Origin of the sequence: Exiguobacterium sp. s46 (assembly GCF_018618875.1) — a bacterium.
Classification (GTDB): domain Bacteria; phylum Bacillota; class Bacilli; order Exiguobacteriales; family Exiguobacteriaceae; genus Exiguobacterium_A; species Exiguobacterium_A abrahamii.
The window spans coordinates 125,457-145,971 of record NZ_JACSMY010000004.1; the positions used below are offsets into that span (position 1 = coordinate 125,457).

The 20,515-nt window shown below is 47.6% G+C and carries 18 protein-coding genes, 1 tRNA gene and 1 other annotated feature; of the genes, 14 read left to right on the forward strand and 5 right to left on the reverse strand.

The features are described from left to right. Positions 1-24 precede the first annotated feature (24 nt). From argJ to argF, 6 genes are read left to right on the forward strand one after another with little or no spacing between them, the layout of a single operon-like run. A complete protein-coding gene (gene argJ, locus KNQ08_RS15190; protein ID WP_214806264.1) occupies positions 25-1,242 on the forward strand; it encodes a bifunctional glutamate N-acetyltransferase/amino-acid acetyltransferase ArgJ in 1,218 nt (405 codons plus the stop codon). Beyond that, positions 1,239-2,012 carry an acetylglutamate kinase gene (gene argB / locus KNQ08_RS15195; RefSeq protein WP_058265752.1) on the forward strand — a complete coding sequence of 258 codons (774 nt, stop codon included), beginning with the start codon at positions 1,239-1,241 and terminating at the stop codon, positions 2,010-2,012. Before argJ ends, argB begins: the two co-directional genes overlap by 4 nt. Continuing rightward, positions 1,978-3,123, forward strand: a complete 1,146-nt coding sequence (locus KNQ08_RS15200) for an acetylornithine transaminase (RefSeq protein WP_214806265.1) — start codon at positions 1,978-1,980, stop codon at positions 3,121-3,123. Before argB ends, KNQ08_RS15200 begins: the two co-directional genes overlap by 35 nt. Continuing rightward, positions 3,120-4,178 (forward strand): carbamoyl phosphate synthase small subunit, encoded by a 1,059-nt coding sequence (locus KNQ08_RS15205; RefSeq protein ID WP_214806266.1) that lies wholly within the window; start codon positions 3,120-3,122, stop codon positions 4,176-4,178. The genes KNQ08_RS15200 and KNQ08_RS15205 overlap by 4 nt, the downstream gene beginning before the upstream one ends. Continuing rightward, positions 4,168-7,200, forward strand: a complete 3,033-nt coding sequence (gene carB, locus KNQ08_RS15210) for a carbamoyl-phosphate synthase (glutamine-hydrolyzing) large subunit (RefSeq protein ID WP_214806267.1) — start codon at positions 4,168-4,170, stop codon at positions 7,198-7,200. Before KNQ08_RS15205 ends, carB begins: the two co-directional genes overlap by 11 nt. Then, entirely contained in the window at positions 7,197-8,126 is a 930-nt protein-coding gene (argF, locus tag KNQ08_RS15215) for an ornithine carbamoyltransferase (RefSeq protein ID WP_214772533.1), read from the forward strand. The genes carB and argF overlap by 4 nt, the downstream gene beginning before the upstream one ends. A gap of 53 nt (positions 8,127-8,179) precedes the next feature. Here the strand turns inward: argF and KNQ08_RS15220 are convergent, their stop codons facing one another. After that, positions 8,180-8,989 carry an MBL fold metallo-hydrolase gene (locus KNQ08_RS15220; protein WP_058265756.1) on the reverse strand — a complete coding sequence of 270 codons (810 nt, stop codon included), beginning with the start codon at positions 8,987-8,989 and terminating at the stop codon, positions 8,180-8,182. 152 nt (positions 8,990-9,141) lie between these two features. Beyond that, positions 9,142-9,215: transfer RNA gene (locus KNQ08_RS15225), tRNA-Gly, on the reverse strand. 169 nt (positions 9,216-9,384) lie between these two features. Between KNQ08_RS15225 and KNQ08_RS15230 the strand changes: the two genes are divergently transcribed. Both KNQ08_RS15230 and KNQ08_RS15235 read left to right on the forward strand, forming a co-directional pair. Beyond that, positions 9,385-9,930 (forward strand): imm11 family protein, encoded by a 546-nt coding sequence (locus KNQ08_RS15230; protein WP_244290094.1) that lies wholly within the window; start codon positions 9,385-9,387, stop codon positions 9,928-9,930. Beyond that, positions 9,927-10,346: a hypothetical protein gene (locus tag KNQ08_RS15235; protein ID WP_023467229.1), complete on the forward strand. Its 420-nt coding sequence runs from the start codon at positions 9,927-9,929 to the stop codon at positions 10,344-10,346. Before KNQ08_RS15230 ends, KNQ08_RS15235 begins: the two co-directional genes overlap by 4 nt. A gap of 73 nt (positions 10,347-10,419) precedes the next feature. On the opposite strand, the gene KNQ08_RS15240 is transcribed toward KNQ08_RS15235, so the two are convergent. Together KNQ08_RS15240 and KNQ08_RS15245 are read right to left on the reverse strand one after the other, a co-directional pair. Continuing rightward, complete coding sequence (locus KNQ08_RS15240) at positions 10,420-11,376, reverse strand: alpha/beta fold hydrolase (protein ID WP_251133734.1); 957 nt, start codon at positions 11,374-11,376, stop codon at positions 10,420-10,422. Positions 11,377-11,392: 16 nt separating this feature from the next. Then, positions 11,393-13,072, reverse strand: a complete 1,680-nt coding sequence (locus tag KNQ08_RS15245; protein WP_149426855.1) for a formate--tetrahydrofolate ligase — start codon at positions 13,070-13,072, stop codon at positions 11,393-11,395. Positions 13,073-13,238: 166 nt separating this feature from the next. Between KNQ08_RS15245 and KNQ08_RS15250 the strand changes: the two genes are divergently transcribed. The 5 genes from KNQ08_RS15250 (at position 13,239) to KNQ08_RS15270 (ending at position 17,484) form a co-directional block, all read left to right on the forward strand. Further along, the gene (locus KNQ08_RS15250) at positions 13,239-14,126 is read left to right on the forward strand and encodes a carbohydrate ABC transporter permease (RefSeq protein ID WP_023467232.1); all 888 of its coding nucleotides are present in this window, start codon (positions 13,239-13,241) and stop codon (positions 14,124-14,126) included. Beyond that, positions 14,123-15,010, forward strand: coding sequence for a carbohydrate ABC transporter permease (locus KNQ08_RS15255; RefSeq protein ID WP_058703664.1), 888 nt, complete (start codon positions 14,123-14,125; stop codon positions 15,008-15,010). Before KNQ08_RS15250 ends, KNQ08_RS15255 begins: the two co-directional genes overlap by 4 nt. A 144-nt stretch (positions 15,011-15,154) precedes the next feature. After that, positions 15,155-15,402: a binding site (T-box leader), on the forward strand. A 66-nt stretch (positions 15,403-15,468) separates the two neighbouring features. Next, the gene (asnA, locus tag KNQ08_RS15260; RefSeq protein WP_035398809.1) at positions 15,469-16,443 is read left to right on the forward strand and encodes an aspartate--ammonia ligase; all 975 of its coding nucleotides are present in this window, start codon (positions 15,469-15,471) and stop codon (positions 16,441-16,443) included. Between the two features lie 167 nt (positions 16,444-16,610). Continuing rightward, positions 16,611-16,832 carry a hypothetical protein gene (locus tag KNQ08_RS15265; protein ID WP_058703665.1) on the forward strand — a complete coding sequence of 74 codons (222 nt, stop codon included), beginning with the start codon at positions 16,611-16,613 and terminating at the stop codon, positions 16,830-16,832. Between the two features lie 16 nt (positions 16,833-16,848). Further along, the gene (locus KNQ08_RS15270) at positions 16,849-17,484 is read left to right on the forward strand and encodes a DedA family protein (protein WP_149426856.1); all 636 of its coding nucleotides are present in this window, start codon (positions 16,849-16,851) and stop codon (positions 17,482-17,484) included. A 59-nt stretch (positions 17,485-17,543) separates the two neighbouring features. On the opposite strand, the gene KNQ08_RS15275 is transcribed toward KNQ08_RS15270, so the two are convergent. Continuing rightward, complete coding sequence (locus KNQ08_RS15275; RefSeq protein ID WP_058703667.1) at positions 17,544-19,004, reverse strand: potassium/proton antiporter; 1,461 nt, start codon at positions 19,002-19,004, stop codon at positions 17,544-17,546. Between the two features lie 188 nt (positions 19,005-19,192). Here KNQ08_RS15275 and KNQ08_RS15280 point away from each other — a divergent pair, with 188 nt between their 5' ends. Continuing rightward, positions 19,193-20,473, forward strand: a complete 1,281-nt coding sequence (locus KNQ08_RS15280; protein WP_149426857.1) for an ABC transporter substrate-binding protein — start codon at positions 19,193-19,195, stop codon at positions 20,471-20,473. Positions 20,474-20,515: the final 42 nt, after the last annotated feature.

The window sequence follows — 20,515 nt, forward strand, 5'->3', positions numbered from 1 at the left end:
AGAGAAAAAAGAGGAGGAACGCCTGTGTGGCAAGTACAAGTAGAGACCCCATTGACGATCACGACACCGAAGGGATTTCAAGCATCGGGAATACATGTGGGTCTGAAACGAAAGCGGAAGGATTTAGGTCTGATCTGGTGTGAAGCAGGAGCAAGCGCTGCAGCTGTCTATACGACGAATCAGGTGCAAGCAGCACCAATCACTGTGACGAAACAAGCGATTCAGGTGTCACAAGGACGTATTCATGCCGTCCTCGTCAACAGCGGGAACGCGAATGCGTGTACAGGCGAACTAGGGTTATCCCATGCGTATATGTCGCAACAAGCGATGGCGAAAAGTTTAAATGTTGCTCCAGAACAAGTCGCGATTGCTTCAACAGGGATCATCGGTCAACCGTTAGCCATTGATACGTTACTGGCAGGTATTCCACAGCTGATGCCTACAAATGACAAGGAAGCCGCGGATGATTTTGCTCATGCGATCCTGACGACCGATACTGGTACGAAAACAGCTGGTCAACAATACATGCAAGGGGATATCCAAATTTCAGTCTGTGGTGTGGCAAAAGGGTCAGGGATGATTCATCCGAACATGGCGACGATGCTTGGTTTCTTGACGACCGATGCAACGATTGAACCGGATGTCTTACAGACACTGTTGCGTCGGACGATTCATCGTACGTTCAACTGCATTACCGTAGATGGAGACAGTTCGACAAATGACATGGTCATGATTTTAGCGAGCGGAGCTGCAGGGGGCGCAACGATCGTTGAAGGCACGGACGAAGCGTTAGCATTCGAACAGGCGATCGAAACGGTCTGTCAAGATTTAGCGAAACAGATTGCGCGGGACGGCGAAGGCGCGACGAAGTTGATCGAGGTGACGGTAGCGGGAACACAAACCGATGAAGTAGCACGAATGATCGCCAAACAAGTCGTCGGATCGTCTCTCGTCAAAACAGCCATCTTTGGGGAAGATGCGAACTGGGGGCGAATCATCGCTGCTGTCGGAAGTATCAAGGAGCCACTCGATGTATCAAACGTTGACATCAAAATTGGTTCGCAGTGGGTGTTGCAACAGAACATGCCTGTCTTATTCGATGAAGCAGTTGCATCGCAGGAACTGGCACAGCAGGATGTACAGATTCACATTGATTTGCATGATGGAGTAGGACAAGGACACGCTTACGGCTGTGACCTGACGTACGATTACGTCAAAATCAATGCGAGTTACCGGACATGACGAAACGAAAAGTCATCAAACTAGGTGGTAGTGTGTGGGAGCAATTGGATGCGCAGTATTTCGAGGAATGGAAAGCGTGGGTCGAAACCGGTAACGAATTATTGATCGTCCATGGAGGTGGTCCTCTTCTATCGAGTTACTGTGAACAAGAGGGAATCAAACCCGTGTTTCGAAACGGTGTCCGTGTAACGACGGATGGGGTCTTACTCGGGGCGCGACGGATCTTAGCAGGGGAAGTCCAATCCGGGATCGTTCAGCAGTTGAATCAAGCGGGGATTCCTGCCGTCGGGATGAGCGGGTTAGACGGAGCAAGCGTCCATGGTAAAAAAGTCAAAGGACTCGGGGCAGTCGGTCAGATCACGCACATTCATCCACGATTATTCACGGTGTTGAGTACGAATGGTTATGTGCCTGTCGTCACATCCCTTGTCACAGGAGAACAAGGTGTATTGAACAGTAACGGGGACGCGTGCGCCATTGCTGTCGCGAAGGCTTGGTCTGTCGACCGATTTGAATTGTTGACGGATGTTGAGGGTGTAAAAGTAAACGGTGACTATCAATCAGAAATCACGTCTGCAGCCATCGAAGCTGCGATAGCGTCGGGAGAAATCTACGGGGGAATGATTCCGAAGGTCGAAGCGATGATGCAGGCCACTCAGCATGGTATTCCAGAGGTCGTCATTCGGTCTGGGAAAAATGCGTTAGCTGCAGGGACACGAATCAAGGAGGAATTACATGAGTGCACTACTACCCACTTATCAACGTACTGATGTGGAATTGGTCAAAGGACAAGGGTCGATTGTAGAAGATGCGACAGGAAAGACGTATCTGGATTTCATCATGGGAATCGCTGTATGCAACACAGGACACCGTCATCCTTATATTCAGCAACGGCTAGAGGAACAATTGAATCAAATTTGGCATACGTCGAATCTGTTTCAAATCGCGGCACAAGAGCGGGTCGCCGAGCGACTGACGGAAGACAGTCATCTCAGTCATGCCTTCTTTTGTAACAGTGGTGCGGAAGCAAACGAGGCGGCGTACAAACTCGTTCGAAAATGGACAGGGAAAACGGAAGTCGTCACATTTAAACAATCTTTCCACGGGCGGACATTTGCGATGATGGGCGCAACAGGACAGGAGAAAATCAAAGCGGGATACGGTGAGATGGTGAATGGCTTCAAACATCTATCGTTTAACGAGATGGAGAGCCTATCAGCGATTACGGAGCAAACTGCTGCCGTATGGCTCGAAATCATTCAAGGAGAGGGCGGAGTCGTCGTCGCCGACGATGCGTGGCTAGAAGCGTTGATGAGGAAGGCGCAACAATACGATGTCAAAATCATCGTCGACGAAGTACAGACCGGCATTGGTCGGACGGGATCTCGTTTTGCATTTGAGCAGACACCCCTCGTACCGGATATCATCACTCTTGCGAAAGGACTTGGAAGTGGACTCGCGGTTGGTGCGTTACTCGCGACGGAGGAGGCGGCGGAAGTATTCACACCTGGATCGCATGGTTCGACCTTTGGTGGAAATCCACTCGCGATGACAGCTGCGGAAGCAACACTTGACCTCTTGTTAAATGACACTGTCATGGCAGACGTTCAAGGAAAAGGCGAATATTTACGTCAACAACTAGAAAATAAATTACCCAAGTCGATCGTGAGTTCTATTCGTGGACGTGGCTTGATGATTGGTATCGAGTGCACGATGCCTGTTGCACCGCTGATTGACGCTTTGCGTGAGAATGGTCTTCTCGTCGTCTCGGCTGGGCCTCATGTCATTCGCTTATTGCCATCATTGTTCGTAACGGAACAGGAACTCATGCACGCCATCGAAAAAATACAACTCGTTTGTCAACAGGAGGTCATCGTATGAAACAATCCGGAAAACTAACGCTTGCGAACGGAACGACGTTTACCGGTTCGTGGCAAGGAACAGCTCCAGTCAAAGGAGAGGTCGTCTTTTTTACAGGAATGACAGGATATCAGGAAGTCTTGACGGATCCATCTTATCAAGGACAAATTCTTGTCTTCACATACCCGTTGATCGGTCAATACGGTATTCAAGTGGAAGCGTCAGAAAGCAACCAGATTCAAGTCGCTGGTGTCATCGTTCAAACTTTGGCTGAGGACGGGGAAGGAACATCGCTCGCGAGTTGGTTGGATGAAGCAAATGTGCCGATTTTGTCGGGAGTCGATACGCGTTCTCTTGTGCATCTATTACGGACGGAAGGCGATCAATTCGGTGACATGACGCAAGTAGATATGACTGTCACTGCCTCAATCGACACAGCATACATCGCTTCCGTATCAACGACTTCAAACATCGAATACGTACCGGAAGTCGAACAGGGGCACATCGTCTGTATCGATTACGGTGTGAAACAATCGATGATCGATGCTTTGCTTGAACGCCATATGCGTGTAACGGTCGTGCCATATAATACGACACCGGAACGGATTCAAGCGCTGGCTCCAGATGGTCTGCTGTTTTCCAATGGACCTGGTGATCCAACACAATTAGACCCGTTCCTTTCAGGAATCCGTGAACTGGCGACGAGCTATCCGACACTTGGTATTTGTATGGGACATCAGGTTCTCGCTCATGCCTTCGGCTGTACCTTATTAAAACAACATCACGGACACCGAGGAGCGAATCATCCTGTACGTCATCTAGCATCCGGACAAGTGTTCATGACGTCTCAAAATCATGGTTATGCCGTTGATGTAAAAAGTATCGAAGCGTCTGAGATGGAACTTGCGTACGAACACATCAATGATGGATCCGTTGAAGGATTGATTCATCCGGTACTACCGATCATGACAGTCCAATTTCACCCAGAAGCGAGTCCAGGACCGACAGAGGCGATGGTCGTCTTCGATCAATTCGTAAATAGCGTATTACATCAGGAGGTAGCATATGTGGGATAAACAGAAAGTACTCGTCATCGGTTCGGGTCCGATCGTCATCGGGCAAGCAGCAGAATTTGATTATTCCGGCACACAAGCCTGTCAGGCGCTTCGAGAAGCGGGATGCGAGGTCATCTTAATGAATTCGAATCCGGCTACTATCATGACGGATCCGAGCACGGCAGATCATGTCTATATTGAGGCGATGACTCTTGAAAAAGCAACGGCCATCATCGAACAAGATCGACCATCCCATCTCCTAGCGACGGTCGGTGGTCAAACGGCACTCAATCTTGCGATGTCACTCGAAGAAGCAGGCGTACTTGAACAATACGGTGTCGAACTTCTAGGAACTTCGCTTGAGACGATCCGAGACGGAGAAGATCGTGAACGATTCAAGCAAAAGATGATCGAACTCGCGCAACCGCTCCCGGAAAGTCAAACGATCGAGTCGTTAGCAGAGCTTGAGGAATTCATGGCAGTACACGGGGTACCACTCGTCATCCGACCAGCCTTTACGCTCGGTGGAACGGGCGGCGGAATCGCAGTGACGAAGGACGAGGCACGTCTGTTAGCGCAGAACGGCTTACAAGCGAGTCCGATTTCACAGTGTTTGGTTGAAGTGAGTATCGCTGGCTATAAAGAAGTCGAATACGAAGTCATGCGTGACAGCGCAGATACGACGATCATCGTCTGCAACATGGAAAACATCGATCCTGTCGGTGTCCATACCGGGGACTCGGTCGTCTTTGCACCGATTCAGTCGATTTCGGATCGAATGAATCAACAATTGCGGACGGAAGCGCGTAAAATCGTATCGCATCTCGGTGTCATCGGTGGATGCAACATTCAATTCGCAATCCATCCGACGGAAGAACGTTATTTCGTCATTGAAGTCAATCCGCGTGTCAGTCGTTCTTCGGCACTTGCTTCCAAGGCGACGGGATATCCGATCGCAAAATTAGCGACACGTCTTGCGCTCGGTGAGCGACTCGACGATTGCATCAATCCTGTCACGAAGGAAACGATGGCGAGCTTTGAACCAACGATGGATTATATCACGGCAAAAGTGCCGTGTTTCCCATTCGATCTATTTACCGGCAGTAACCGGACGCTTGGAACACAAATGAAGGCGACGGGTGAGAGCATGGCGATGGGGAAGACGTTAGAAGAAGCGTTACAAAAGGCGTGGCGCGGTGCAGGAGTCGAGCAATCGCCTCTTTATCCGACATGGATGAAAACAGCGGAGGCTGACGTATTGTGGAAAGAAATAAAGGCGCCGACGGACCGTCGCTTGCTTGCGATGCTCGCGCTACTCGATCGCAAGGAGACGACCGTCGAAGAACTCGTTGAACAGACGAAAGTACAAGCTTTATTCGTCAAAGTGCTTCAACGCCTCGTCGAGCAGCAACAAAACATCGATGTATCGAATGAAAGTTCTCTGAAACAGACAAAAATGATGGGCTTTACGGACGAACAAATTGCCCTTCTGACGGGCGTTAGTGCTGTAGACATCGAGCACTCACGTAAAGAAAAAGGCATCCTTCCTGTCTATCACATGATTGATACATGTGCGGGAGAGTTCAAGAGTGCGACTCCTTATTTCTACGGAAACTGGAGTGGTCAAACAGAAGTCACAGCATCGACGAAAAAGAAAGTCGCTGTCATCGGTGCGGGACCCATTCGGATCGGTCAAGGAATCGAATTTGATTATTGTTCCGTTCACGCGGTACGTGCATTACAAGCATCCGGTTACGAAACAATCATGATCAACAATAACCCGGAGACCGTCTCGACCGACTTCGAAGTCGCAGATCGCCTGTATGTCGAGCCGTTGACACTTGAAGACGTCATGCATGTGCTAGAAGCAGAGGATTGCCAAGACGTCTTAGTCCAGTTCGGAGGACAAACGGGGATTGCGCTTGCGTCTGGTTTGGAGAATGCCGGTTATCATCTTCTCGGAACGACGGCAGATGTCATCGATCAAATGGAAGACCGTGAGCGGTTCTATCAATTTTTAGATGACATTGGTATCGATCGTATTCCAGGACAAGAAGTGGCGACGCACGAACAAATGATAGAAGTCGCAACAACGATCGGTTACCCGGTCATGATTCGTCCTTCCTATGTCATCGGAGGTAAGGGAATGCATATCATCCACGATCAAGAGCAATTAGAGACGATCGTTTCCGAATTAGCATTCCCGGTCCTCGTGGATGCCTACCTCCAAGGAAAGGAAATCGAAGTCGACTGCATTACGGACGGAACAACGACGTACGTTCCGATTTTGATGGAGCAATTGGAACAGGCAGGAGTTCACTCTGGAGATTCGACGATGATTCTGCCACCTGTATCGCTCAGCGCTACCGTTCAGCGCGAAATCGAGCGAATCGCACAGATGATCGGGCAACGAATGGATTATAAAGGAGCGTACAATATCCAATTCGTCTTGCATGACGATCAAGTCTACGTGCTGGAAATCAATCCGCGTGCCTCCCGAACGTTACCGATCGTCGCCAAAGTAACAGGTCAACCGATCTTGCAGTGGGCAGTTCAAGCTGCGGTCGGTCAAGCGGTCGCACTACCAACGGAACAGACGAAACTTGATTTCCATGCCGTCAAGACTCCTGTTTTTTCAACGTTGAAACTACAGGGTGTTGATCCGAAAACAGGTCCCGTCATGCGTTCGACAGGTGAAACGTTGCAATGGACGACAGACGGACTGGCGCTGGAACGTTTCATTTTCGACGAGACGACAAAACGACATTTGACGACGAGAGACATCATCGTTGCTGGAGCAGATACAGAGGCTTTCGGAACGGGTGTAGCATTAGATGAAACGATTGACTGGGCACAATGTGCGATTTTCTATTCGCACGTGACAGAAGAAAAAGCGAGTCGCGAAGCAGCGCTTGCTGCCGGGGTACAAGTTCTGACAGAACCTGAACTAGCACATTATCATCTACAAGCGACAGAAAAGTCCCCTTATGCTGTGAAGCCACTTCATACATGGACAGAGCCGATCAAGGAGGAAGTAAAATGAAGACGATGCAACAACTAAAGCATTTCTTGACGATGGCGGAACTGACGCCGGAAGCACTGACGGAGCTGTTGGCACTCGCGAAAGACATCAAGCATCAGCCGAGTGTCTACCAAAACGCATTAAGCCATAAAAAAGTGGCCTTATTGTTTGAAAAGGCATCGACGCGAACACGTCTATCGTTTGAGGTGGGTGTCGTCGAACTCGGTGGACATCCGATCGTGCTAAGTGGAGCAGATATGCAAATCGGGCGGGGGGAGCCGCTCTCAGATACGATTCAAGTCATGAGCCGTTACGTCGATGCCCTGATGATTCGGACGTTCGGTCATGAGATCGTCGACACGCTTGCGGCACATGGTACGATTCCAATCATCAATGGATTGACGGATCTACACCATCCGTGCCAAGTCCTTGCTGACTTGCTGACAATCGAAGAGACATTTGGAACACGATCCGGAAAGATTTTGACATATATCGGGGACGGAAATAACATGGCACATTCGCTGATGATTGGTGGAGCGCTCAGTGGAATGGAAGTTCGCATCTGTGCGCCGGAGGCGTATGCTCCTGATCCACAAATCGTTCATGAGGCACAAGTCATTGCGAAGGAAACGGGTGGAAACATCATCGTCATGACGGATCCTGAGGAAGCAGCGAGTGGTGCAGACGTCGTGTATACGGATGTCTTCGCGAGTATGGGACAAGAAGAAGAAGCGACGATGCGTCTGCAAGCATTTGAAGGATATCAGGTTAATGCCAATATTATGAATCAAGCAAATGATGAAGCTATTTTCTTGCATTGCCTTCCGGCGCATCGCGGGGAGGAAGTCACGGAGGACGTCATCGATGGCAAGCAATCGGTCATCTTCGATCAAGCTGAGAATCGCCTCCACGCACAAAAAGCGTTGCTCGTCACATTACTTGGATAACCATAAAAGACTCGGTCGCCAATTTGGCGACCGAGTCTTTTGGTTGAGCGAAGTTAATCATAATGGCGTCGGGCTAATCGTTCTTCTTGTTCTTTTTTGACTTGTCGCTTATTTTTTTCATGCAGACGTTTCATAAAAGGGGTCGTTTGCCAAGACGGAGCCCAGTCGGATTCTTTTCCGGCACGGAGGGCAAGAATATAATCATAGCTCTGATGAAGTCGTTCGATCATCTCTGTTCGGACATCACAAATGTGACCGTGTCCGGGAATCAAGAGTTTGACTTCATATTCATAAATGAACGACTCGAGTAACTCGAGCGTCGTCAAATACTCAGAGGAATCGTGTTCGATCAAGGGGATTTCAACGTCTGAAGCGTAATCGCCGCAGACTAACAAGTGAAGTGGCATGACGATGAAGGAAAGATGAGTCGCTTCATGACCGGGCGTCAAAAAGAAGATTAACTTCGTTTGTCCGATCGTTAAAATCGTCTCAGACTCATGGATGACATGTGTCACGTCTGGGAAAAGGACGGGAGAATCAATATAGAATTCATCATTAAAATCTTGGACGGCTTTTAGCGCTTCTTGTCGATCGACATCGATGAACGGTTTCGAAGCAATGACGATGGCATCCGTAAAGGCATAGGCACCTAAAATATGATCGAAATGGGCATGCGTATAGACGACGTATAATGGTCGTTCGCGACGCACGATTTCGACGTCTCGACGAATCGTTGCAATCTCATCGGGAAGCCAGCCAGGGTCGACGACGATCAGACAATCAGGCGTCTCGATTAATGTCGAAGTCGTTTTCATGAGTGTACTTTGATAGATCGTCACGCCGGGCATTTTCATCTGAATCATACGAATCCTCCTTTACGAATCTCTATCTATATCGTTTTATACCCATAAATTCGTTGGAATCATCAGCAGAATCAATAAAAAAGACGACTCGCACGTCGCGAGTCGCCTGCCCTCTAGAGGGAAATGGTCCTAGACCTATGTTATGTCATAATTGGAGCGGGTGAAGAGAATCGAACTCTCGTCATCAGCTTGGAAGGCTGAGGTTTTACCATTAAACTACACCCGCGTATCGGCTACATGAAATATAGTAGCATAGCAAAGAGTGCATTTCCATAACTTTTATGAAAAAAAGCAATTTCTTTTAAGATTCGGTGTACAATAATACTAGTTAATCGTTTCCAATGGTAATCTTGATTTGCAATATGGGTAAAGTTGGGTAGAGGAGAGAGTGTCTGGTGAATGAAGTGCGAGTTTGGAGCGAACAGTCGATGGGAAAAGGATGGAAGGCGATCTGTCACCATCAATTCGATCGTCATCGCTTATTGATAGGAGAGTGGTTCCATAACGTAGGTGTACTTGCTTTTTCCATCAATCAAGATGCGGATTTGCTACCGGATGTCCTTCCAAACACATTCGATCTGCCGCTCGTCTCGGAACGTGTGCAACGCGTCATTGCAGCATACGCGCCTTTTTCTGTACAATGTCTCAAGGTACATCTTGAGACGAAGGACGGAGTGGTTCCGTACTATCTTCTCAATCTCTTATCTGTCAGTCGGATCGAACATCTACATACGACGGATGTATTCCGTCCGGTCCCGAGACGACGCGTCTATTTTTTGACAGAGCGACGAATCAGCGATTCGATTTGTCCGCATCATCTTATGCGAGATGAGCGCACGCATCGCATGTTCGTCTCTGCTCAACTCGCTCGACAATTCGAGCGTATGGCTGTGACGGGTATCCGCTTTGAAGAGATACAACGAATGGAGGAATTCAAATGAAACAGTACACAGTCGATCATTGGATCACGCTAGAATATCCAAAAGTATTCGAATATCAAGAAGAAGAGACATATGTCAGTTTTTATTCGACGGATGAAAATGCAATGGGTACGCTCCAATTATCCATTTATGAGTCCGATTCAGAAGAATTGACACCGTATGAGGCGGCGGAACAAGAAATCAATCTGTTGGTGGAAGAGTTCGGCATCGAACTAACAGGAGCACTTGAAGTCCGTCGTAATTCAACAAAAGAAGCGTTGCTTGCAGTAGATGGGAAAGAAGAAGATATCTTCTTACGGATCTACGCGTATTCGGACGGGGAACGGTTAGTCTTATTGACGTACTCCGCAGAACGCGAGACGCTTGAAATCGAAGAAATCGAAGCGATGATTTCTTCACTGACTTGGATTCAATGAAGGATACGATAGAAGTGCAAAAGGCAACGGATCACAAGGATCCGCTGCCTTTTTTTATATCGATCGATGTGGCTTAAGAAGAACGGGAAGATGACTGTTTAGCTGCAGGATTGACTTGTTTATTCAACCAGCTCGCGATATCGGCAAAAACGCGGATGCGTTCGAACTCATGGAAGAGCTCATGACGTAACCCTCGATAAATCGTCAGCTGTACAGCATCGACACGGACACGATTATACATATCAAACAAATGATGGATACCTTTTCCGTCGAACGCGACCGCGTCATCCCCACCAGCAAGCAATAAGAGGGGTAAGTGACGTGGATGCTGATAGATGGAAGCAAGTGCGTTGACGAGCTTCGTTGCATGCAAGAGTTCGTGGAAGAACCCAAGCGTGACCGTTTGACCGGACAATGGATCTGCATCATAGCGCATGACGGATTGAGGATCCGAAGAGAGCCAAGCATTTTTAGAAAGTGCTGGGAAGAAGCGCAAGTTATACCGACCGAACACGAGTTGTCCAAACCGTTCAGCGGGATGTGTTGCTGACAGCTGATGGATTTGACGTTCGACGAGTTTTTGACTGACATCACTGAGTAAACCTGTACTCGTCGGGGGGCCGCTCGCGATGATTCCGGCTACCGTATGACCGAGTGTTTGACCGATCCGGCGAGCGATCAACGAACCAAAACTATGACCAAAAATGAACACCGGTAGCGTCGGATAACGCTCTTTGATGTCAGAGACGAGTTCTTCTGCATCCTGCATCAATTGTTTAAACCCTTGATTCGGCTCAAGGTGTCCAAGTGTTCCAAGCTGTGCTGCTCGAGTTCCGAAACAGCGTAAGTCTGCGATGATTGTATGGTAATGATGCGCATAGAGGAATTCGGCGAATTCCTCATACCGTGCGCCATGCTCCATCATCCCGTGAAAGACGATCACGACTCCTTTAGGATCATGGGCTTCGAGGCTATGCAATGTCGTAGTATAGCCGTCAGAGGCTATCCAATGTGAATGATCAATCGTCATGTAACTCATCCTCTCATCAAGAAAGTCCGAATACCTGTCCGTCTTCCGAAACGCCCATGTGGAAGGCGGCGGGAACTGCGGGTAATCCTGGCATCGTTAATACATTCCCAGTCAATGCAACGATGAACCCTGCACCAACCGATGGTCGGATTTCGCGGACCGTGATCGTGAAGTCTTCGACACGACCATAACGAGCAGGGTCATCGGTTAAAGAAAATGGTGTTTTTGCCATACAAATCGGTAACTCATTCAACCCCATCTCCGTACACCGTTCGAGTTCGCGGAGTGCTTTGTCTTCAAAATGAACGTCGGCTGCACCGTAGACACGCTTTGCGATACGCTCGATCTTTTGACGAAGCGGTAAGACGTCAGGATACAGAGGGCGGAACTGGCTCGGTTCCTCAAGAGCTTGCATGACTTCCGTGACGAGTGCTTCACCGCCAGCTCCCCCTTTACTGAAGACTTCACTTTCCGCGACACGAATATTACGATCCTGACACCATTCTAGGATCATGTTCCGTTCTGCTTCCGTGTCGGTGAAGAAACGGTTCAAGGCAACAACGGCAGGAACGCCGAATAGACTCATCGTCTCGACGTGTTTTTCAAGTAACGCAAGACCATCTGTTAAGGCAGCGAGATTTTCTTCGCTGAGTTGCGTTTTGTCTACACCTCCGTGCATCTTCAAGGCACGAACCGTAGCGACGATAACGACGGCATCCGGGTGGAGTCCGCCAATCCGTGATTTGATGTTGAAGAACTTTTCGGCACCTAAATCGGCTCCGAATCCTGCTTCTGTGACAACGTAATCGCTTAGCTTCAGTGCAGTTTGCGTTGCAATCAAAGAGTTACAGCCATGTGCGATGTTCGCGAACGGTCCACCGTGAATCAGTGCTGGTGTTCCTTCGACGGTTTGAACGAGATTCGGACGAAACGCATCTTTTAGAAGCAACGTCGCAGCTCCTGACGCCTGAATATCTTTGACCGTAACCGGCTGTTGATCGTACGTATAGGCAACGACGATGCGACTCAAGCGTCGTTCGAGATCCGTGATCGAGTCTGCTAGACAGAGGACCGCCATGATCTCGGAAGCGACCGTGATATCGAACCCATCTTGACGCGGCACGCCATGCGCAGGACCACCAAGACCAATTGTGACTTGGCGCAAGGCACGGTCATTCAAATCAAGAACGCGTTTCCAGACGATACGACGCGGATCGATGCCAAGGATGTTACCTTGATGCAGGTGATTGTCGAGCAAGGCACTAATTGTATTATGAGCAGATGTGATCGCATGCATATCGCCTGTGAAATGAAGATTGATCTCTTCCATCGGTAGGACTTGGCTATAGCCACCACCACACGCGCCACCTTTTAAGCCCATCGTCGGACCGAGTGAGGGTTCCCGTAAACAAATCATCGTCTTGTGGTTTGCCCGATGCAACGCCTGTCCGAGTCCGACAGTGACGGTTGATTTTCCTTCACCGGCGGCTGTCGGATTGATGGCAGTGACAAGGATCAATTTACCGTCAGATTTCGTTGCCAATCGGTTCAACAGTCCGTCTGTCAACTTCGCTTTATACTTTCCGTACGTATCAAAATCCTCTTCTTGCAAACCGATTCGGTTCGCAATTTCTCGAATCGGGCGTAAGACGGTTTGTTGTGCGATTTCTAAGTCTGAACGAATGGTCTTTTCCATGGTATCGACTCCCTCTTTGATTGGATCTCTCTTTTTTCTAATAGTAGCGTATCTAGTGCGAACGCGCCAAAAGAAAACGTTCAATATTTTCCACCCAATGGGTCAAATGGTGACGTGTTCAAGTGCTAGAGAAAGACGTACTGTAGAGTGGAGGAGGGATGAAACAATGACATCTGGACAAAAGAAGTGGAAACGCGGTCTTGATTTTTGGCTCTTCGTCGGACCGGTCTTTCTTGTATTCGCAGTGATCGTGCTTGTACCGTTTTTCAATGGCGTCATGTATTCGTTCACGGATTGGAACGGTGTAACCGGAGAATTAAATTGGATCGGCTTTGATAACTATGTCCGTCTCTTTACGAGTGACGAGCAGTTCCAGCAGTCATTTTGGTTGACGACGAAATATACGGTCGTTGCCGTCATCTTAACGAATGTCGTTGGTTTCATCTTGGCGTTCTTATTGACACAAAATATTCGCACGCGTAATTTCTTACGAACGATTTTCTTCATGCCGAACTTGATTGGTGGGTTGATCCTCGGGTTCGTTTGGCAGTTCATCTATGTCAAAGGCTTCGCATCGATCGGTGAATTGACAGGGTGGAGTATATTTGAACTTCCATGGTTAGGAGATGCCCGGACAGGATTCTGGGGTATCGTCATCGTTTCGATTTGGCAAGGTGGCGGTTACATCATGGTCATCTATATCGCAGCGCTACAAAACGTGCCACAAGAGCTGATTGAAGCAGCAAAAATCGATGGTGCCAATCGTCTCTCGACGTTACGGAACATTACGTTGCCACTGATCATGCCGTCGGTCACGATCTGTTTGTTCTTGACGATTTCATGGTCCTTCAAGTTATTCGATACGAACTTATCCCTAACGAATGGTGGACCATTCAAATCGACCGAAATGCTTGCTTTAAACATTTATAAAGAATCGTTTACGAACAATAATCTTGGACTCGGGTCAGCGAAAGCGATCATCTTCTTCGTTGTTGTCGCCGCGATTACAGTCACTCAAGTCTATCTGACGAAAAAACGGGAGGTGGAAGCATGAGTACGGCACAACCGTTACCCACTCCGCAAGAGGAGAAACCGAAGCGCTCTAAAAAGACGAGAGGTCGTTATTCATTCCGTCTTGGAACAGTCGAACTGGCAGCCTTATTGATGGGGCTTCTGTATATGATTCCGTTTTATTACGTCGTCTCGAATTCATTCAAGACGCAGGGAGATATCTTTACGAATACATCGGGTCTACCAAAAGAATGGATGACGTCCAACTATTCGGAAGCATGGGAAGCCATGAACTTCGGAAAAGTCTTTTTAAACTCCGTCATCATTACAGTCGGCGCTAACGCGGTCATCATCATCTTTTGTTCGATGGCGGCTTGGAAACTCGTCCGGACGAAAACACGCTTGTCGACGATCATCTTTTTCTTATTCGTTGCCGCGATGATCATTCCATTCCAATCGATCATGATTCCCTTATCGAAACTGTCTGGTGATCTCGGATTGCAGAACAGTTATTGGGGATTGATTCTGATGTATCTTGGTTTTGGATCTGGATTATCAATCTTCTTATACCATGGATTCATGAAGTCGATTCCTGAAGAAATCGAGGAGGCGGCCATCATTGATGGTTGTTCACAATGGGGTGTATTCTGGCGTATCGTGTTCCCATTACTCAAACCGATCACGGTCACGATTATCATCTTGAACACGCTTTGGATTTGGAATGATTTCCTACTGCCATCGCTGATGTTACGAGACGTCGATTTACGAACGATTCCACTCGCGACGTTCTATTTCTTCGGTCAGTATACGAAGCAGTGGGACTTAGCACTTGCCGGACTCGTCCTCGGGATCATTCCGTTATTGTTGTTCTTCTTTGCTTTGCAAAAACAGATCATTCAAGGAATTACGAGTGGGTCGATCAAATAATTTTTGTAAGCGCGTTCTCGCTTCTGCGAGAACGCTTTTTTCATGATTCACACGTCAGATTAATCTGACAACTTTTATTTTTTTTGAAAAAAAGTCTTTTCAAACACTTGCGACCTGTTGTACGATGTTCTCAATTCAATTGTAACAACGACGTTGAAGGGAAGAGTAACACCTTGTACGACCGTATAGCGAGCTGGGGATGGTGAGAGCCCAGTCGGAAGCAAGATGCGAAGAACCTCCCGGAGTCGCTACCCGAACCCGAATGTCAGTAGGCGTAGCCGGAGTTGCCTGTCCGTTATCATATGGCCGAAGATGAAGTGATTCGTCTTTTGAGTGAGCAACATCGTTGCTAACATGGGTGGTACCGCGGAACCGAGTCTTTCGTCCCATATTCTTGGGAAAGAAGGGCTCTTTTTTATGGCTTCTTTTTCAAAACACAATTGAGGAGGAACACCACCATGACAACACTCGTATCGATGAAACACACACAGGAAGCTATCACACTCGTAAAGAAACGCTTTGAAGAACGCTTTTCGACGACACTCGGATTGACACGTGTCGAAGCACCATTGTTCGTAGAAAGCACACTCGGTGTCAACGATCATCTAAACGGCGTAGAGCGCATCATTCGCTTCGATGCCTTGGACCACACAGCAGACCTTGAAATCGTACAATCTCTTGCAAAATGGAAGCGTCAAGCGCTTCATACGTATGGATTTGAAGCAGGAGAAGGCTTATACACGTTGATGCATGCGATTCGTCGCGATGAGATGCTGGATGCGACACACTCTATTCACGTCGATCAGTGGGATTGGGAACGTATCATTACGAAAGAACAACGGACGAGTGCTTATTTACAAGAAACGGTACAAGCGATCTATGCAACGATTCGTCAAGTTGAGCAAGAAGTGGAAGCGGAATACGGCATTTCAGCGATCTTACCGGAAACGATTCATTTCATGACGACGCAAGAGCTAGAGGATGCGTATCCGACACTTTCGACGAAAGAACGTGAAACAGAAGTCACGAAAGCATATGGCGCAGTTTTCCTCATGCAAATCGGTGGCGCACTGGCTTCAGGTGAGAAGCACGATGGTCGAGCGGCTGACTACGATGACTGGACACTCAACGGTGACATTTTAGTACACCACCCAGAAATCGGAGCATTCGAATTGTCTTCAATGGGAATTCGCGTTGATCGTGAAGCACTTTTAAAACAGACAGCGATTGCTCAAGAAGAGGATAAATTGGCGTTCCCGTTCCATCAAGGTGTGCTCGAAGAGCGTCTACCGTTAACGATGGGTGGAGGAATCGGTCAATCCCGTATGGCGATGTTCTTATTGAAAAAACGTCACATCGGTGAAGTCCAAGCTTCTGTCTGGTCAGAAGAGACGCGTAAAAGTCTCCAAGCGGAAGGCATCCACTTGCTCTGACATATATATAGTAAGAAAGCGTCAAAACAGGATGCTTTATAAAGCAAAGGGCATGCTTCGATTCAGAAGCGTGTTCTTTTTTTAGGTTCGTAAGACCTCAGGCGGAGGAAAGACGTGTCGATTCCTGATAGAATGGGGATAACAATAAATAAGAAAGAGGTGAAGACATGTCTTCTTTATTGATCGTAGGATTACTCATCCCTGTATTATTCCTCGTATTCCTTTGGTTCAACATTAAAGGATTACGGACGATGTGGCGGGATTATAAACAGACAGGCTCAATCGTTGCACTCGGTTTCTTCATTGTCGGGATTATCGGAATCTTCACAGGCGTCTGGACGACGTTAGTCGTCATCATTTATTATCTCCTCCGTCCAGCGAGAGGATGAACGGAGGGTTACTCGTATGTTGGAATGGTTGTTTTCAGCCGGAGAATCCAATCTCTGGCTGTTTTTAGGAATTATGATCGTTGGTCTTGGAACAGAATTGATTCCGGCAGAAGTGGGCTTACCGTTGCTCGGTCTATATGTGTCGAACGGAACGGTCAGCTGGACAGCTGCTGTTCTGGTCGGTTTTTTAGGAAGTCTGATGGGCGCGACGGTCTTTTATCTTCTAGGTCGTTATGCAGGTCGTCCGATACTTATCCGGTACGGCAAATGGTTACTGATTAAAGAAAAAGAAATTGAGCAAGGGGAGCGCATCGTCGGGAAATACGGAACATGGTCTGCTTTGTTCGGCCGCTTTTTCCCCGTCGTGCGCTCGGTCGTCTCGATTCCGTGTGGTTTGTTTGGTCTTTCGTTCAAGCGCTATTTACTCGCTTCAAGTATTGGACTTTTTCCGGTTTCCTTCTTTTACATCTGGGTCGGTGAACGATTCGGAGTAGAACGTGCTGAATCCATGCTAAAAGGATTAGAACAGGAGTTATGGTGGATCTTAGGTGGAATCGTCGTGATTCTTGGTGGATACGTTCTCTACCGTCGTGCTAAAGCGAAGCGTAAAGAACAGAAGCAAGACACACAAACGAAACAACAAGATTCATGAATATGTAAAAAAACAACGCAGTGGATCTTCAGGATCCACTGCGTTGTTTCATGAACAGATCAAGCGGGAGGAAACAGGAATCGCTTCAGTGTCTTGATCCGATGTTTTGGGGTAAGGAGTAGTAGCTGATCATTGCCTTCTAGGGCAGTGTCTCCACGTGGTGTAATGATTTGATCATCACGGATGATGGCCGTGATCAAAAATTCCTGAGGCAAATCAATCTCTGAGATCGTCGTTCCAATGAATGGATGGGACATCGGTAACGTCAATTCAATGATTTCCGCATTCGGTTTACCGATTGACATGAATTCAATGACGGTATGGATAGCAGTAGTCTGTGTTTCGTTCAGTCGTAACCGCTCGGAAAGGAACGTCAACATACTTCCTTGAATTAGCGTTGATAATAAGACTGTGAAAAACACGATATTGAAGATCATCGATGCATTCTCGATATCCGCAACGAGAGGATATGTCGCGAGAATGATCGGTACCGCTCCTTTTAGACCAGCAAAAGAAATGAAAACCTTCTCTTGCCACGAATAACGAAACGGAAGAAGACTCACCCAGACTGACAAAGGACGAGCGATGAAAATTAAGATCAGCGCCAACGCAATGGAAGACAGGATGACCTGGACATCGAGCAATTGTTTCGGAAAGACGAGTAGACCGAGCACGATGAACATTCCGATTTGGGCAAGATGCGCCATACTCATCGTAAAACGGACGAGTGTCTGTCGGTAGACGAGTTCATGATTACTGATGTAGATCGCTGTGACATAAACGGCTAAAAATCCACTGGCATGGAACGTATCAGCTAAACCGAAAGACAGGAAAGCAAACGACATGAGCATGATCGGATAAAAGCTAGAAGAGGACAAATCGATCCGATTGATCAAGGTCGAAGCTGCCCATCCGATGAACAAACCAATCAGAAGTCCCATCGCCATTTCCCAAACGAGTGATCCAAGTCCCGATAAGAGCGATGCTTCTTCAGGGTTTGTCACGAACTCAAGGAACAAGACAGTCAAAAAGACGGCCATCGGGTCATTCGTACCGGACTCAACTTCGAGTGTTGATCCGACTTTCCGTCGAATCGGCTGACCACTCAAGACAGAAAAGATAGCAGCGGCATCCGTCGAACCAACGATTGCCCCGAGTAAAAAAGCATTCGCCCAACTGAAGCCCAGAATATAATGGGAAGCAACGGCAACGATGGATGTAGCGATGAAGACCCCGAACGTCGCAAGCGAGAGGGAAGGGGCTAATTCATGACGCACTTCCTTCCAAACCGTTTGCAGACCACCCTCGAATAAGATGATGATGAGGGCGACGGTTCCAAGAAGCTGAGCCAGTTCTGCATCGTCAAAACGAATGAACCCCGTAATGTCGCTTCCAGCAATCATACCAAGGGCGATAAAAATCAGTAGAGCAGGAATATTCAGACGACTTGATAACTTCGTCGTCCAGACGGCAGCAAACAGCAATATACCAATCAATAAAATCGTGAGTTGCAAGGACATGGCATCAAACTCCTATTCATAAAAGAATCTCTAGTTTCATGATACAACAATTCCGATGAAAAGACTCGGATAACGATTGTTCAATATTTTCCACCACACCGGACAACTTTCTCTCTCTTCATTGCAAGCGTTTTCATTTATTGTGAAGATGTAGCACGAAATGAAACGAAATCAGGGAGGGAATCCGAATGCGTAAAAGAAGATGGGCAGCATTACCTGTCGTCACGACGGCGATGGTCGTCGCTTTGGCAGCATGTGGTGGCGGTACATTGAATAGCGATGACTCGAAAGATAGTGGTTCAAAAGACGGTAAGACGCTCAACGTATTCCAATTCAAGGCTGAAATCGCAAAAGACATGGAAAAGATGGCAAAAGCGTATGAAAAAGAAACCGGAACGAAAGTCGTCGTGCAAACAGTCGGTGGTGGATCGGACTATGGCGCGGCTCTGAAATCACAGTTCGCTTCAGGTAATGAACCAGATGTCTTTAACAACGGTGGCTTTACGGAAGCAAAGACATGGCAGGATAAGTTAGAAGATTTGTCAGATGAAAAGTGGGTCGGCGATCTAACGGATCTATCAAAAGAGCCAATGACGATTGATGGTAAATTGTATGGTATGCCAATGAACCTTGAGGGGTATGGCTTTATCTACAATAAAGATATCTTCAAAAAAGCTGGTATCACGGAACTTCCGAAAACATTAACTGAATTGACGGAAGCTTCAAAGAAGCTAAAGGCAGACGGGGTGACGCCATTCTCGATTGGGTACGGGGAGTGGTGGATTCTCGGTAATCACCTGTTGAACATTCCGGTCGCACAGCAGGATGATCCAGATCAGTTCATCGCAGACTTGAATTCTGGAAAAGGAAAGTTCGAAGATAACAAACAGTTCAAGGATTTCATGAATCTATTTGATTTAACGATTGAGTACGGTAATAAAAATCCGTTAACGACGGATTACAACACACAAGTTTCCCAATTTGCTGAAGGTAAGACAGCGATGCTTCAACAAGGGAACTGGGCACAACAATTGATTACGGACGTCAATCCGGACATCAACATGGGCTTCATCCCGATGCCGATCAATGATGATAAAGAAAAAATGGACCGTCTTCCTGTTGGCGTACCAAACAACTGGGTCGTCAATAAGAACTCGAAGAACAAAGCAGAAGCGAAAAAATTCCTCGAGTGGATGGCGACGTCTGAGACAGGAAAAGACTACATGGTCAATAAATTTAAATTCATCCCTGCCTTCAAATCAATCGAAGCGAAGGATCTAGGACCGCTTGCAGATGATATTCAAGCGTACTCGAAAGACGGAAAAACGATCTCATGGAACTGGTTCAAGTATCCGGATGGTGCTGTAAACGAGTTCGGAGCGATCATGCAAGCATATGTTGGTAAGCAAAAAACAGCTGACGAGATGCTGCAGGACTTCACGAAAACATGGGATAAAATGAAAAAATAAGAAGTGATTCAAAAAAACATGCCTGTTCCGATTAACTGACGG

Coding starts and splice junctions, on each gene's coding strand:
- argB (WP_058265752.1), top strand. CDS start 1,239: ATGACGAAACGAAAAGTCATCAAACTAGGTGGTAGTGTGTGGGAGCAA.
- KNQ08_RS15200 (WP_214806265.1), top strand. CDS start 1,978: ATGAGTGCACTACTACCCACTTATCAACGTACTGATGTGGAATTGGTC.
- KNQ08_RS15205 (WP_214806266.1), top strand. CDS start 3,120: ATGAAACAATCCGGAAAACTAACGCTTGCGAACGGAACGACGTTTACC.
- carB (WP_214806267.1), top strand. CDS start 4,168: ATGTGGGATAAACAGAAAGTACTCGTCATCGGTTCGGGTCCGATCGTC.
- argF (WP_214772533.1), top strand. CDS start 7,197: ATGAAGACGATGCAACAACTAAAGCATTTCTTGACGATGGCGGAACTG.
- KNQ08_RS15220 (WP_058265756.1), bottom strand. CDS start 8,989: ATGATTCAGATGAAAATGCCCGGCGTGACGATCTATCAAAGTACACTC.
- KNQ08_RS15235 (WP_023467229.1), top strand. CDS start 9,927: ATGAAACAGTACACAGTCGATCATTGGATCACGCTAGAATATCCAAAA.
- KNQ08_RS15240 (WP_251133734.1), bottom strand. CDS start 11,376: ATGACGATTGATCATTCACATTGGATAGCCTCTGACGGCTATACTACG.
- KNQ08_RS15245 (WP_149426855.1), bottom strand. CDS start 13,072: ATGGAAAAGACCATTCGTTCAGACTTAGAAATCGCACAACAAACCGTC.
- KNQ08_RS15250 (WP_023467232.1), top strand. CDS start 13,239: ATGACATCTGGACAAAAGAAGTGGAAACGCGGTCTTGATTTTTGGCTC.
- KNQ08_RS15255 (WP_058703664.1), top strand. CDS start 14,123: ATGAGTACGGCACAACCGTTACCCACTCCGCAAGAGGAGAAACCGAAG.
- asnA (WP_035398809.1), top strand. CDS start 15,469: ATGACAACACTCGTATCGATGAAACACACACAGGAAGCTATCACACTC.
- KNQ08_RS15265 (WP_058703665.1), top strand. CDS start 16,611: ATGTCTTCTTTATTGATCGTAGGATTACTCATCCCTGTATTATTCCTC.
- KNQ08_RS15270 (WP_149426856.1), top strand. CDS start 16,849: ATGTTGGAATGGTTGTTTTCAGCCGGAGAATCCAATCTCTGGCTGTTT.
- KNQ08_RS15275 (WP_058703667.1), bottom strand. CDS start 19,004: ATGTCCTTGCAACTCACGATTTTATTGATTGGTATATTGCTGTTTGCT.
- KNQ08_RS15280 (WP_149426857.1), top strand. CDS start 19,193: ATGCGTAAAAGAAGATGGGCAGCATTACCTGTCGTCACGACGGCGATG.